Below are 13,120 nucleotides of genomic sequence, written 5' to 3' on the forward strand. Positions count from 1 at the left end.
CCATATGCCGCTGGTACAGGGGCCGTACGGGGCGTAAGTGAGGCGTGCTCTGCGCGGTTCGTCTCGCAACGGACGCGCCCGGCGGAGCTGCGTGTACTGCGTCTGTATCAAAGGCGTGCAGGCTTGCCGGTGTGACCGCGCGCCCTGGACCAGCCGAGCAGACGGTACCGGTGTCACCGGCCCGCCCGAGCTCCGACACTCCGCTCATCGACGCCCGCGGCCTGGTCAAGCGGTTCGGCGACCGGATCGCCGTCGACGGTGTCGACGTCGCGGTGCACGCCGGCGAGGCGTTCGGGTTCCTCGGTCCGAACGGCGCGGGCAAGACGTCCACGATGCGCATGATCGGCTGCGTGTCGCCGCCGAGCGGCGGGGAGCTGACCGTCCTGGGCATGGACCCGCTGCGCGACGGCGCGGCGATCCGCGCCCGGTTCGGCGTCTGCCCGCAGGACGACCACCTGGACCCGGAGCTGACCACCGGCGACAACCTGACGACCTACGCCCGCTATTTCGGGATCTCCCGCCGGGACGCCCGCAGGCGGGCGGCGGAGCTGCTGGACTTCGTGCAGCTCGGCGAGCGGGCGGGCAGCAAGGTGTCCACGCTGTCGGGCGGCATGAAACGGCGGCTGGCCATCGCCCGCGCGCTGGTGAACGATCCCGACGTCATCCTGCTGGACGAGCCCACCACCGGCCTCGACCCGCAGGCCAGGCACCTGGTGTGGGACCGGCTGTTCCGGCTCAAGCGGCGCGGCGTCACGCTCGTGGTGACCACGCACTACATGGACGAGGCCGAGCAGCTCTGCGACCGGCTGGTGATCATGGACGCTGGGAAGATCGTCGCCGAGGGATCGCCGCCGTCGCTGATCGAGCGGTACTGCACCAAGGACGTGGTCGAGTTGAGGTTCGGCGACGACGCCCTGGAGCCGTACGCGGACAAGCTGGAGGGCATCGGCGACCGCCTCGAAGTGCTCCCGGACCGGATCCTGCTCTATGCCGCGGACGGCGACACGGTGGCTCCCGTCCTGTACGGGCGCGACCTGGCGCCGTCGGGTGTGCTGGTCCGCCGGGCCGGCCTGGAGGACGTCTTCCTGCGCCTGACCGGCCGCACCCTGGTGGAGGACTGATGGCCCACCCCTCGGTCGCGGTGCTGGAGTACCACCTGGTCAGCTATCGCCGGATGTGGCGCAGCACGCTGTTCAGCTCGTTCGCGATGCCGGTGCTGCTGTTCGTGGGCGTCGGCGCGGCGGTGGGGGAGTACGTCGACAGGGGCGACGCGCTGCCGGTGCCGTACCTGCACTACATCGCCGGAGGGATGCTGGCGTTCACCGGGATGCAGGTCGCGATCACCGAGTCGGGCTTCCCCGTCCAGTCCTACATGACCTGGGACAAGGTCTACCACGGGATGGCCGCCACGCCGGTCCGCGTCGCCGACATCCTCGCCGGCCACCTGCTCTACATCGCGCTGCGGGTGGCCGCCGCGTCGGCCGCGTTCCTGGTGGTCATGGTGCCTTTCGGGGCGGTCGGCTCGGCATGGGCGGTGCTGACGCCGCTGGTGGCGGCACTGGTAGGGCTGTCGGTCGCCGCGCCCATGTTCGCCTATTCGGCCTCGGTGACCGGCCCGTACCTGATGACGGTCATGCGGTTCGCCACCATGGTCATGACGTTCTTCAGCGGCGCCTACTTCCCGGTCGACCAGTTGCGCGAGCCCCTCTCGCTGGTGGCCTACCCGCTGCCGCTCTGGCACGGCGTGGAGCTGTGCCGCGCGGCGGCCCTCGGAACCGGCACCGCATGGCCGGTGGCCGCGCACGTCGGCGTGCTGGCGGCGTGGTTCGCGGGCGGCCTCGCGCTGGCCCATCCGCGGTTCGTCAAGCGGCTGGCGACCTAGCCGGCGACGGTCGGCGGGAAGGAGAGACCGATGCTGGTGGCCGTCGCGGCGCGCGCCGTCGGAGGAGAGCAGCTCCGCCTGCACCGGGCGGCGGCGGTGACCGAGCAGAACCTGGCGCTGATGCGCTCGGGCGGCGGCTACTGGTGGCTGCTGCTGTCGGGCTTCGCCGAGCCGGTGTTCTACCTGCTGGCCATCGGATGGGGTGTCGGCGACCTGGTCGGCGACGTGGCGGTGGGCGGCGGGCGGACGGTCCCGTACCTGACCTACGTCGGTCCGGCGCTGCTGGCGGCGGCGGCGATGAACGGCTCGATCATCGAGTCCGGCGTGAACTTCTTCGTCAAGATCACCGGGATGCGGTTCTACGACGCGGTGCTCAACACGCCGGTGACGCCCGTCGACATCGCGTTCGGCGAGCTGGCCTGGGCCATGGTGCGCGGCGGTCTCTACAGCGGCGCGTTCTTGGCGATGATGGCCGGGATGGGGTTGATCGGCCCCTGGTCGGCGCTGGCGACGGTTCCCGCGGCGCTGCTGGTCGGGTTCGCCTTCGGCGGTGTGGGCCTGGTGATCGCCACGATCATGCGCGTCTTCGAGGACTACGACTACATCAGCATCGTGCAGACGGCCCTGTTCCTGTTCTCCGGGACGTTCGTGCCCGTCGCGGACTATCCGCGGGCCGCTCAGGTGCTGGTCGAGCTCACTCCGCTCTACCACGCGGTGGAGTTGGTGCGCGGCATCGCGCTCGACCAGATCGGATGGAGCCTGCTGGGCAACGCCGCCTACCTGCTGGCGCTCATGGTGGGCAGCCTGGTCCTGGCCTCGCGCAGGCTGATGCGCAAGTTCCGCGTCTGAGCGTGGATTGGATACGCGGACTGGATGAAGGGTCGCTGGTGCGGGGGCTATCGGTTGGCGGTCAGGGGCCTGGCGGTGCGCGCTGCGGCGGCCGCCCTCTCGGCGATCTCCACCGCGCGGGCCGCGTCGAGCAGGGACGCGCCCGAGCGGCGCCCGGTCCGGACGAGGTCTGCGAAGGCATCGGCCTGTCGGCGGAGCGCGTCGTGGAACACGCGACCGGGATCCACGGGATCGAGCAGGTCATGGCGCTCGTACCCGCGCGAGCCGAAGACCTCCGCCCGCACCATGTCGCCTCCGGGAAAGTAGCGGCCGAGGCTGACCGTGCCGAGAGTCCCACCCGACAGCCGCAGGGTGACGACCGCGCCGTCCACGTCTCCGGCGGTCGCCGCCGCCGGGTCCTCGACGTGGCCGGCGACCGCGGCGTGGACGTCCACCACCTCTTCGCCGGTGAGCCAGCGGATCTGGTCGAACTCGTGGACGCCCATGTCGAGGTGGATCCCGCCGCTGGTGGCGCGGAACACCGCCGCCGGTGGCTCACCGTCCCACTGCGCGGCGGTGACCAGGTAGATCGAGCCCAGCGCGGCGGTCCGCATCCGCTCGCGCAGCGCGGCGAGCACCGGCAGGTGGCGGCGCCAGTAGCCGACCTGCACCGGGACGCGGTGCGCCGCCGCGAAGGCGGCCAGTTCGTCCACCTCGCGCGCTGAGCGTCCGGCGGGCTTCTCGCACAGCACGGGCACTCCGGCGGCCACGGCCGTCCTGGTCAGCCCGGCGTGCTCGTCGGTCGGCGCGGCCACCACGATGCCGTCGGGGAGCCGGTGGGCCAGCAGGTCGGAAAGGCTCGCATGGACCCGTCGGCCGTCGCCCGGCAGCGCGCGGCGTGTCGCGGGCTCGGGCTCGACGATGTCGGTGATCTCGACGGTCCGGCTGGTGGCCAGAGCCGCCAGATGCTGGCGGCCCATCCGTCCCGCGCCCACCAGTGCGAGCCGGAAGGGGACCGGGAGGTCACTCATCGGTCCACCTGTGCAGCGCGTCCACGACGGCCGCGCCGCCGACGGCCAGGAAGCAGAGTCCGTCGGAGCGGTGCCAGCGGCGGCTCGTCCCGCCCGCCGCCTCGACCAGTGCCACGCCCGCCGCGAGGTCCCACGGCTTCGCGTCGACGCTGAGGAATCCGTCGAGGCGTCCGGTCGCCACGGCGGCCAGGTCGCAGACAGTCGAGCCGAAGTTGCGCAGGTCCTGGACCCGCGGGGCGACGGCGGCGAGACCGGTGTAGGCGGCCCGCCGGGCGGCGGGCGGGCTCGGCACGGCGAACGCCACCAGCGCCCTGCCCGGCTCGCGGGCGCTGACGCCCGGCGCCTGGCCGGAGCTCGCCTTCACTGTCCCGTCATCCAGGACGAGCCACTCCCCGGAGGCGGGCTGGACCACGGCGGCCGCCAGGACGGCTCCGTCTGATTCGGACTCCACGGCGACGCTGACCGCGAAACGCAGGATGCCGCGGGTGACGTTGACGGTTCCGTCCAGCGGATCGACGACCCAGCGCAGCCCCGAGGTCCCGGGACGGGCACCGGACTCCTCGGTGAGCCAGGCGTCGTCCGGGCGGCGCCGCCCGATGACCGTCCGGATCGCTTCGTCGCTGGCCAGGTCGGCGGCCGTCACCGGATCGCGGGCGTGCTCGTCGGCAGCGTCGACCCGTGCCCGCGTCCCGGCGTCGCCGAGCAGGCGCAGAACCTGTCGCCCGCCGGCGTGGGCGGCGGTGAACGCCAGCCCGGCCAGCCCATCGCGGGGCGCCCCGGCCCTCCTGGGCGAGGAGCGTCGGCGGCTGGGAAGCATCAGCCGGACCGCCGCGGCAGGGACTCGGCCCACCGGGCCAGCAGCAGGTCCTGGCGGGCGAAGGCGTGCACGTCCTGGTCGATCGGGTCCTTGAAGAAGTAGGCGAGTTCGCGGACGGGGCCGACGTGCCCGGCGGCGTGCGCGGCGGCGACGAGCCGGGCTAGATCGAGGACCAGCGGGGCGGCCAGGGCGGAGTCCACGCCCTGCCAGATCAGCTGCATCGTCATCCGGACGCCGAGGAAGCCCTCGAAGGAGACGTGGTCCCACGCGGTCTTGTGATCGCCCAGGTCGGGCACGTAATCGATGTGCAGCGGCGCGGTCACGTCCTCGCCGAGGACCGACGGCAGGACGCCCGACTTGGAGCGCAGCTTGCTGTGGGCGGTCTCGGTGTCGGCGAGTGTCGCGCCGTCGCCGCCGCCGAGCAGATTGGTCCCCGTCCACGACAGCACGTGCAGGGCCCGCGAGGCGAACATGGGCGCGAGGACGCTGCGCAGCAGGGTCTCTCCGGTCTTGCCGTCCGACCCGGCGTAGGGCACGCCGTGCTCTCGCGCGGCCTGGGCCAGCGCCGGGAGCCGCGCCCCGGTCGACGGTGTGAAGTCGACGAACCCGGAGCCGGACCGGAACGCGGCCAGGGCCGCCACCGAACTCGGGCGGAGCACGCGCTGGGACGCGTCGCCGAGCGCCTCGTCCAACGCGGCCAGATCCGCGGTCTGCGGCGACGGCGGCGTGGGCGGCTCGGTGGAGGCCACGTTGATCACGACGACCCGGTCGAGTCCGTGGCGGGCCCGGAAGTCCTCGATGTCGGCGGCCATCCGCTCGACGGCCTCCCGCTGCGGGCCGCGCTGGACCGCCGGGTCGTATCCAGGACGCAGTTCGGCCTCGACCTCGCCGAAACCGGGCCGGACCGCCCGGTAGATCGCGTGCGGGACGACGCCGCTCGCGACAAGGGCCTCGGCGCGCTTGTCGATCGGGTCGCCGGTGATGTCGTGCCCGCCCACGACCATCCGCGACCACACCGGCAAGCGCACCTCGTCGAACGGCGGACGCTCGGTCACGCACCCGATGGGCGGCAGGAGGTTCTCGCGCAGGCCGAGCAGTCCGGTGATGGCGGTCGTCGCCACCGAGCCGCGGGCCCCGTGCAGCCACACGCCGACGAGTTCGGCGTCGCCGGTGTCGTGCGGCCTCCCGGTCGGCTGGGCGGACCGGGTCTCGGACGCTTGGACGTCGGGCGGCCCCGTGAGCGGGACTGCCGCCGGACCAGGGCTGGAAGCGCGGATGGTCATGCTGCACCTCACTGTGGAAGGTTCATCGCCGACGCGGTCCGTCAGCCGATGGCCCGGGTGACCTTGTCGATCGCCTCGGCGATGTCGTTCATGTCCGTGGCGTCGCCCAGGAGAGCGCTGTGGTGCGTCTGCACGCAGTGGGTCGCGATGTGATCGGTCACCGGGTACCGGCGTCCTCGGTGCAGGTCGGCGAACCGGTCGGCGAGCGGCTTGAGCGTCGGCTTGGTCCACGGCCGCAGCAGCGGGCTTCGGTGCAGGGGCGTGTCGGTGAGGTAGAAGCCGCGTCCGAGCTCGGCGGACAGCGCAGTCGCGATGTCCTGGTTGGTCACGCCCGGGGGCAGTTCATCGAAGATGAAGGTCGCCTCGTAGATCGCCAAGCGTGTCTGCTCGGGCGCAGGAGTCAGCAACCGCACTCCGTCGATGCTGGCCAGCAGGCCCGCCAGCAGGCGGAAGTTGCGTTCACGCCGGTCGTGCTCCTCCTCCAGGACCTCGATCTGCGCGCACAGGACGGCGGCGTTGAACTCGCTCATGCAGAAGTTCGCGCCATGGATGCCGGCCGTCTCCGCGAGTTCCAATTCGTCCGGCCCGGCGGGTTCTGGGCGGTAGCTGCGCGAGTCGGCGCGCAGTTCCTCCAGCGCGACCGCGAGGGCGCCGTCGTCGGTGACGACGGCGCCGCCCTCACCACCGGTCAGCACCTTGCGGTCCTGGAAGCTGAAGCAGCCCAGGCGGCCCATCGAGCCGGCGCCGCGCCCCTCCCACCGGCCGCCGTGCGCCTGCGCGGCGTCCTCGATCACGACCATGTCGCGTGCGGCGGCGGCCTTCACCAGCGCGGGCACGTCCGCCATGACGTTCGCCCAGTGCACCACGACGGCCGCGCGTGCCGGGACATCGGTGTCCAGATGCTCGGCCGTCATGCAGCCGGTGGCCGGGTCGACGTCCACCAGCAGCGGCAGCAGCCCGGCGCGCAGCGCCGCCGACGCCGAGGCGATCCAGGTCAGGGCGGGCACCAGAACGACGTCGCCGTGGTCCAGCCGCAGCGACTCCAGCGCGATCACCAGCGCGCTGGAACCGTGGTCGACCGGAACGCAATACCGGGAGCCGGTGTAGGCGGCGAAGGCTCGGCCGAACCGGCGCTCGAACAACTCCGGTCCCTGCGGGCCGCTGATCGCCCAGCGGCCGGCACTCAGAACCTCGCGCAGATTGCGGTCGGCGTTTGGCGCCGGGACGGGCCACTCCGGCCAGCGCCGTCGCGGCGAGCGCACCGGCGTGCCGCCGTTGACGGCCAGTTCCGGCAGAGGCCGGGACCGGCGGGCACCGGACACGCGAGGCGGTTGCGTCATGGCTCAGAGACTGGACAGCGCACATACGCGCCCCCTACATGCGGCCTACGGTCACGCCCAGGCGTCCCGGCCAGGCGTCACGCCCTGGTGTCGCGGCCGGGGATGTGACAGCACCGCCTGGAACGGCCATGCCGTCTCGACCCATTCGGTGACCGCATGGTGGACCGGTGCGTCCAGGACGGCCAGATCGGCACGCACCCACGTGCGGACCTCACAGTCGTGCTCGTCGTCGGCCGCGGGGTAGAGGTAGACGCAGCCAATGACGTCGTCGCTTCCGGACTGCATCACGGCGTAGGTGAAACCGACTCGGGCGGCGAAATGCCGGATGTGGCGGCGCACCGACTGCATGTTCTCCTCCAGCGACATGCCCTCGGACGGGGGCCATGTCGTGCCGGCGAAACCCGCGGTGGCCTGAACGAAGGGGATGTTGGACATCCAAGCCTCGCGGTCGCCCTCGTTGTGCCGTTCGCTCAGCGCCTCCAAGCGGAACACGGGTGTGCGCCACTCGGTCGGCACGTCGAAGTCGTCGGGCACGAGACTTCGGGCCAGCGATCGCCAGCCCGGAAAAAGAGGCATCGTCTCGGCGTCCTTCCCGCGCGAGTCCACCCTGTCTGTACGGGTGGTGTATGGCATCTGCTTACGATCGGAAATCTCCGTGGGCGCGGAGCTCCAATGGAACCGCAGCAGAAAGGTCGATCACGACGATGCGCGTTGCACTGGACCTCTCGCATTCTAGGGTATGGTCCGCCGATCCGAAACGGAGAACCGGCGGACATTCCACTCGCGAGTACACCGAACTGGGCTACGTCGCGCACCTACCCGAGATCTTCGACGGTTTCGCCGAGCGCACGCAGATCATCGACCGGCCATGGACGGCGGAGACGCTCGCTCGAACCGACGTACTTCTCATGCCCACCGGCGGCCGCGAAGCCGACCGGCCGGTGACAGCAGAGGAGTCCGAATTGCTCGCGAATTTCCTCGACGGAGGAGGCGGAATCCTCGCCTTCGGCGACGGCGATCGTCCTCCAACGCGACCAGGCGAGTCACTGACCTCGGCGGTGGCCCGTTTCTCCTTTGGAGACATCTTCGTCTCCCAGCAGCGTCCAACCGCCGAGCATCTGCTGACCTACGACGTCACCTGCGCCGCCGTTCCAGGCCACCCGATCACGGGCGGAATCGACACCGTCCACCTTCACCGGGCCCGTCCGATCAAAGCGGACATGACCGCATTGCTCAGCCACGCCGGGCACACCGTCGCCGGTGCGGCCACCCGGGGCGAAGGCCGGATCGTCGTCGTCAGCAATGCCGACATGTTCACGCTTCCGTTCCTGGGACGCCGCGACAACCTGCTGTTCCTACTGAACGCGATCTCATGGCTGGCCACCGGACAGGTCGATGCGTCGGTCGGCGAGCGGCATGCCGAAAAGGTCCGCGGCCAGGCATTCGCCACACGTTCCTTCGATCCCGAACCCTGTCTGGCGCGCGCGTCCGGCCCGCACGCCATCGACGCCTCGGCACTCCACGCGGAACTGGACCCGATCACCGCTACGGAGCTACCAAACTCCCATGAGGACGACGACGCCTTCATCGCAGCGGCCGAACTGTGTTTCCATGAACTTCCCAGGTCGATCAGGCACACGGTCAGCACATTCCGCGAACGGTCCAACGACTACGGGATTCTCCTCGTCTCCGGCCTGCCTCTGGGGGCGTCCCTGCCGCCGACTCCTGCGGATCCGCATGCACGTCCGCACCGCAAGCGTTGGCTCAGCGAACTGTGGCTGGCGGCCTTCGCTTCAGCGCTCGGATCACCGTTCACCTATCTGCAGGAACAGTCCGGTTCCCTGTTCCAGAACGTCGTCCCGACACCCGAGAACGCCAACAAGATATCCTCTGAAAGCTCCTCTATCCTGCTCGGCTTCCACACCGAAATGGGCTTTCACCCCTACCCGCCCGACTACCTTCTCCTGCTGTGCCTGCGACCCGATCACGACAACGAGGCGAAGACCATCACCGCTGGCATCCGCATGATTCTCTCCCGGTTGACGCTTTGCGAGCGCGCCATTCTCTTCGAGCCGCTGTACCGTCCCGGGATCGACTACTCGTTCGGCAGCCCGAACGCCACGGAAGGAAACGGGCCGGCGGTGCCCATCCTGTACGGCGACCCGCACGATCCCTTCCTGAACTTCGACCTCGACCTGATGGTCGGCCTCACCGAGGAGGCCGAGGCCGCGGTGCAGGCCCTGCGGACCGCGGCCAACCAGGTCAGACGCTGGGTCCGGCTGTCCACCGGTGACCTGCTGGTGATCGACAACCGCCGTGCCGTGCATGCGCGCTCGGAGTTCACCGCCCGATACGACGGACAGGACCGCTGGCTCCAGCGCATGTGCGTGACGCGCGACCTCGCCGCGTCCGCGGCCGAGCGGGCGGGCGGCGGGCGGACCGTCGAGACGACGTTCGCGTTCTGAGCCGAGGGCCGCCCTCAGACGTCCTTGTGCATGATCGCGTTAGTGGGGCGGAGCATCCCGACCCGCGTGAATCCCTCCGCCTCGAACATCGACACCGTGCCGAAATGGCCGTAGTCGGACCAGGTCCCAGGGCCCCACCGGTCCTTCGTCGCGAGATCGAGGGGATAGCCCTCGACCAGCCCGCCTCCGGCGTCGCCGATCGCGGCGAGCACGGCGCGCAGCGCGGTCGCCGCGACACCGCGCCGCCGGTACTTCTTGGCGACGACGAAGCAGGTGACACGCCAGTCCTCGGCGGGCACGCCGTCCAGCGGCGGCTTGGCGAACCTGCCGCGGCGGCCGTCCATCAGCGGAAGCTCGTCCTTCCGGCCGTACTGGCACCATCCGATTGGGGCCCCGCCGTCGTAGACGAGCACACCGTGGGACCGGCCCTGGCACACCAGCTCCCGCTTGTGTCGATGGTTCACGACGCTGCGCTCGGCCCGGGTGCGGTGCAGAGACCCCGGCAGCGGCTTGTCGCGCTGGAAGGCCGTGCACCAGCAGAAGTCCCAGCCGTTGCCCTGAGAGAACAGCGTCTCGAAGTCCGGCCACGTCTGCGTCGTCAGCTCCCTGGTGGTGAGCGACAGCGGTTCGGCCTTCATCTCGTCCCCTCCACTCCGGCTCTGCACCACCAGGATCGCCGCGGGACGCCCGCGGCGCCAGAACCGTCGGGCCCTACATCCCGGTGTCGGCCGAGCCGTCGACGAACCGAACCCCCGGGGCGCGACCGGCCGTTCCGCACAAGACGGCCGCCGTCCACAGCGGGTTCGCCACCGCGCCCCGCAGTGTCTTCGCACGCGTCACCAGCCCCAGGTGCAGCCTGTCCAGACCGTGCTCGGACGCATACTCGATCGCCCGGTAGATCATGAGGTTGAAGTACTCGAACGAGTCCCGCAGCCGCTCGTGATCGAGCCCGACGGCATGCAGGTAGAGCATGTCGCGCCACACGAAGTCGACGGCGCAGGCGACCAGCGCGCCGCGCTCGTCCCGGCAGGTGAGCACCACGGCACGAGGGCCGACCGCCCTGGCCTCCCAGCGGAAGATCCGCCGCAGCAGGAAGTCGGGCACCGTGTCGCCGTGTCGCCGGTTCACCTCGCTCACCAGACGCGCGACCTCCGGGACACAGCCCGCCAGCGGCTCGACGCCGGAACGCCAACCGGCCTTCGCATACCGGTCGCGCTCCTGGCGCGCGTAGTACCGCCGCTTCTTCGGCAGCCGCTCGACATAGGCGTCCACGCCCACGCTCGCGCCGCTGACGATCGCCTCGGCGTCGTCCCGCGCGGCGACGACCCACGCCGCTCGCCGGATTCGCTGCACCTGCGCGGCCGGCAGATAGGGCAAGACTATTCCGTGCAGGCCCTCGCCCTCGGCCACCGCCAGCGCGGCCTGCAGCAGCACCCGGACCGTCTGCTCACCCACGTCCGCTCGCAGATCGTCGGCCAAGAGCACACCACCGCGATTGCACAACCGGGAGCCCGCGACCAAATGGTCGCCTTCAATGCCCAACAGCGTCCGGAAGCGCTGATTCTGATAAAACGTGCCGCCCTCATACAGCAATCGATAAATCGGCAAGGCGCCTATCAGCCGATCACCTGCCAGCGCCAGCACGTACCGGGCCCTAGCGACACGATCACGCTCAATGGAAGCTAACCACTCGTGAGACATGTAAAAGTCGTCGGCCCCGGCCAGCGCATTCCAACACTCCGCCTCGACCTCGCCAATTCCACCGACCACGCGAACACGTGGCGCGCATACGTCCGCTGACTCGGAGCACGGCCGCCAATCGCTTCGCTCGGTGGCCGGGCCGCCATCGGAACGCTGGCCTCCCATGCCCGCCACACTGACCGCCCGCGGTACACCACGGCTACAGCCATAGCCAGGGCGACCCGAAGTACATCCACCAGCCGCCCCGGCGAACACTGCGCAGAGGTCAAGACCGGTCACCGAGGGAGGCATGTGGGATCACCGCAGGTGGCATACCGCGGTGAGGATCTGCCAAGCCGGGCGTCGGTCATGAGCGCGGCGGGCAGGGCGAGTAGCGGGATCTCCTCCCGCACTCCTGCGGCCAAGGCCTGGGCGACGAACAGGCCCGGGTTGTGCAGGCCCGTCGCGCTAGCCTGCTCTGCTTGGTCGGTCACGGCCGGTCTCAGTTGGGTGAGCCAATCGCTCAGAAGCCTTGCAGCCGTGTGCAACCACCGAGAGTTCCGGCAGGGCGAGGCCTCGGTGCCGTATGGCGAGGCACTCGCGCAGAGACGTGTGGCCTCGGCGAGGTGCACCGGGTCGCCCAGCCGAGGCAGTGTAAGCCCGCCGCCTGCCAGATCGAGGTGCATTTCTTCTCTGCAGCCAGGGGGATCGCGTTTCTGAGATCGCGTGATGTTGTTCGGAGGCATGTCTGCGACCACCACGATGCCTCCGATAGCACATCGTCGAATGTCCGCCTCACCCAGTGGGCGGATCTGCGGAAGTCTTATCGATCCCGTGATCGACTGTCGTTGGTCCCGCAACTCCGGGGACCGACCGTGCCCGACCCGCGAGGAGCCCGGAACCCGTCGCCGAGCAGCCATCGAGCAGCCATCCGGAGAAACTGGGACATCCCCGGCGGGGGACATACCGGACGTACTCACTTTGCCCTGGTCAGGGGTGCTGGGTTGCGTGGGAACCCGCCACCTGCGGATTGAAAGTCCGAAGCGCTCCGGCTGGTCGGCAGCCTCACCGACCTGCGCGCACTCCCGAGCGTCCACCCGCCGGAAGCAAGATCATTCCGCGCATTCTCCGGATCTTGCTCGTGGCCGCGTCCTGCCGTCGTGGGCCCTGCCTCGGCGTGCCCCACAGGTAGATTGGACACCATGACCGCCCAGCCCGAGGAACCGACCGCGCCGCGTGATCCTGGTGAGGACCCGGCCGCGATCTTCGATGCGCTCCCACCGTCGCATCGTGACCAGTTCCGGGCCGAGTATGACGAGGCGCTCGACGCGGCTCACGACCTGGCGCGCTTCAAGCAGGTTCAGACCTTGCTGCGGCAGTGGCGGCTGCGGGCCATCGCCTACGCCCGTCCCGGCTACGACGAAGCTGTCCGGGACGCCCTACAGGGCCGTGAAGAGACCTTCGTGCGCTACACCCCGCCGGGCTGGGAAGGCCGGGTGTGACCTACCGCTTCGACGGCTTCCACGGACGCGCACTCTACGAACTCAACGGCCTTCCCGAAGACGTCCGCAACGGCCCACTCCTCGAACGCCTCCTCCAGCTCCTGGAAGCCCCATGGGACGCGGTACCGGAACGGCCAGAGCAAACAGCAATCCGGCACGCCTTCTTCGGCTCCAACAGCGAAGGCATGCTGACGCTCCTGGTGGACGAGGAATCCGAGACGCTCCGCATCATCGACATCCTCTGGACGGGCTAGCGGCGTAGCGGCCGTTCTGTGCTCCCCGCGCACGCGGG

The 13,120-nt window shown here is 70.3% G+C and carries 13 protein-coding genes; 6 read left to right on the top strand and 7 right to left on the bottom strand.

Annotated elements, in window-relative coordinates; genetic code table 11:
• Nucleotides 1-131: 131 nt before the first annotated feature.
• From FXF65_RS31020 to FXF65_RS31030, 3 genes are read left to right on the top strand one after another with little or no spacing between them, the layout of a single operon-like run.
• Complete coding sequence (locus tag FXF65_RS31020; RefSeq protein ID WP_246199238.1) at nt 132-1,121, top strand: ABC transporter ATP-binding protein; 990 nt, start codon at nt 132-134, stop codon at nt 1,119-1,121.
• Nucleotides 1,121-1,882 carry an ABC transporter permease gene (locus tag FXF65_RS31025; protein WP_148353603.1) on the top strand — a complete coding sequence of 254 codons (762 nt, stop codon included), beginning with the start codon at nt 1,121-1,123 and terminating at the stop codon, nt 1,880-1,882. Before FXF65_RS31020 ends, FXF65_RS31025 begins: the two co-directional genes overlap by 1 nt.
• Nucleotides 1,883-1,912: 30 nt before the next feature.
• The gene (locus FXF65_RS31030; RefSeq protein WP_148353604.1) at nt 1,913-2,731 is read left to right on the top strand and encodes an ABC transporter permease; all 819 of its coding nucleotides are present in this window, start codon (nt 1,913-1,915) and stop codon (nt 2,729-2,731) included.
• A gap of 47 nt (nt 2,732-2,778) precedes the next feature.
• Here FXF65_RS31030 and FXF65_RS31035 read toward each other — a convergent pair whose 3' ends face one another.
• The 5 genes from FXF65_RS31035 to FXF65_RS31055 are packed head-to-tail and all read right to left on the bottom strand — an operon-like array spanning nt 2,779 to nt 7,757.
• On the bottom strand, nt 2,779-3,741 hold the full coding sequence (locus FXF65_RS31035) for a Gfo/Idh/MocA family protein (protein ID WP_148353605.1): 963 nt from the start codon (nt 3,739-3,741) through the stop codon (nt 2,779-2,781).
• Entirely contained in the window at nt 3,734-4,558 is an 825-nt protein-coding gene (locus FXF65_RS31040; protein ID WP_148353775.1) for an inositol monophosphatase family protein, read from the bottom strand. Before FXF65_RS31040 ends, FXF65_RS31035 begins: the two co-directional genes overlap by 8 nt.
• Complete coding sequence (locus FXF65_RS31045; RefSeq protein ID WP_148353606.1) at nt 4,558-5,841, bottom strand: inositol-3-phosphate synthase; 1,284 nt, start codon at nt 5,839-5,841, stop codon at nt 4,558-4,560. Before FXF65_RS31045 ends, FXF65_RS31040 begins: the two co-directional genes overlap by 1 nt.
• Before the next feature lie 41 nt (nt 5,842-5,882).
• On the bottom strand, nt 5,883-7,181 hold the full coding sequence (locus tag FXF65_RS31050) for a DegT/DnrJ/EryC1/StrS family aminotransferase (RefSeq protein WP_148353607.1): 1,299 nt from the start codon (nt 7,179-7,181) through the stop codon (nt 5,883-5,885).
• A gap of 51 nt (nt 7,182-7,232) precedes the next feature.
• Nucleotides 7,233-7,757, bottom strand: coding sequence for a GNAT family N-acetyltransferase (locus tag FXF65_RS31055; protein ID WP_148353608.1), 525 nt, complete (start codon nt 7,755-7,757; stop codon nt 7,233-7,235).
• Between the two features lie 128 nt (nt 7,758-7,885).
• Between FXF65_RS31055 and FXF65_RS31060 the strand changes: the two genes are divergently transcribed.
• Nucleotides 7,886-9,646, top strand: coding sequence for a TauD/TfdA family dioxygenase (locus tag FXF65_RS31060; protein ID WP_187412593.1), 1,761 nt, complete (start codon nt 7,886-7,888; stop codon nt 9,644-9,646).
• A gap of 14 nt (nt 9,647-9,660) precedes the next feature.
• Here the strand turns inward: FXF65_RS31060 and FXF65_RS31065 are convergent, their stop codons facing one another.
• Together FXF65_RS31065 and FXF65_RS31070 are read right to left on the bottom strand one after the other, a co-directional pair.
• Complete coding sequence (locus FXF65_RS31065) at nt 9,661-10,284, bottom strand: GNAT family N-acetyltransferase (protein ID WP_148353610.1); 624 nt, start codon at nt 10,282-10,284, stop codon at nt 9,661-9,663.
• Nucleotides 10,285-10,357: 73 nt separating this feature from the next.
• Nucleotides 10,358-11,638, bottom strand: coding sequence for a GNAT family N-acetyltransferase (locus FXF65_RS31070; RefSeq protein ID WP_148353611.1), 1,281 nt, complete (start codon nt 11,636-11,638; stop codon nt 10,358-10,360).
• A gap of 890 nt (nt 11,639-12,528) precedes the next feature.
• Between FXF65_RS31070 and FXF65_RS31075 the strand changes: the two genes are divergently transcribed.
• Nucleotides 12,529-12,828: a DUF6247 family protein gene (locus FXF65_RS31075; protein ID WP_148353612.1), complete on the top strand. Its 300-nt coding sequence runs from the start codon at nt 12,529-12,531 to the stop codon at nt 12,826-12,828.
• Nucleotides 12,825-13,082: a hypothetical protein gene (locus FXF65_RS31080; protein ID WP_148353613.1), complete on the top strand. Its 258-nt coding sequence runs from the start codon at nt 12,825-12,827 to the stop codon at nt 13,080-13,082. The genes FXF65_RS31075 and FXF65_RS31080 overlap by 4 nt, the downstream gene beginning before the upstream one ends.
• Nucleotides 13,083-13,120: the final 38 nt, after the last annotated feature.

The sequence above is a fragment of the Actinomadura syzygii genome, assembly GCF_008085905.1.
Classification (GTDB): domain Bacteria; phylum Actinomycetota; class Actinomycetes; order Streptosporangiales; family Streptosporangiaceae; genus Spirillospora; species Spirillospora syzygii.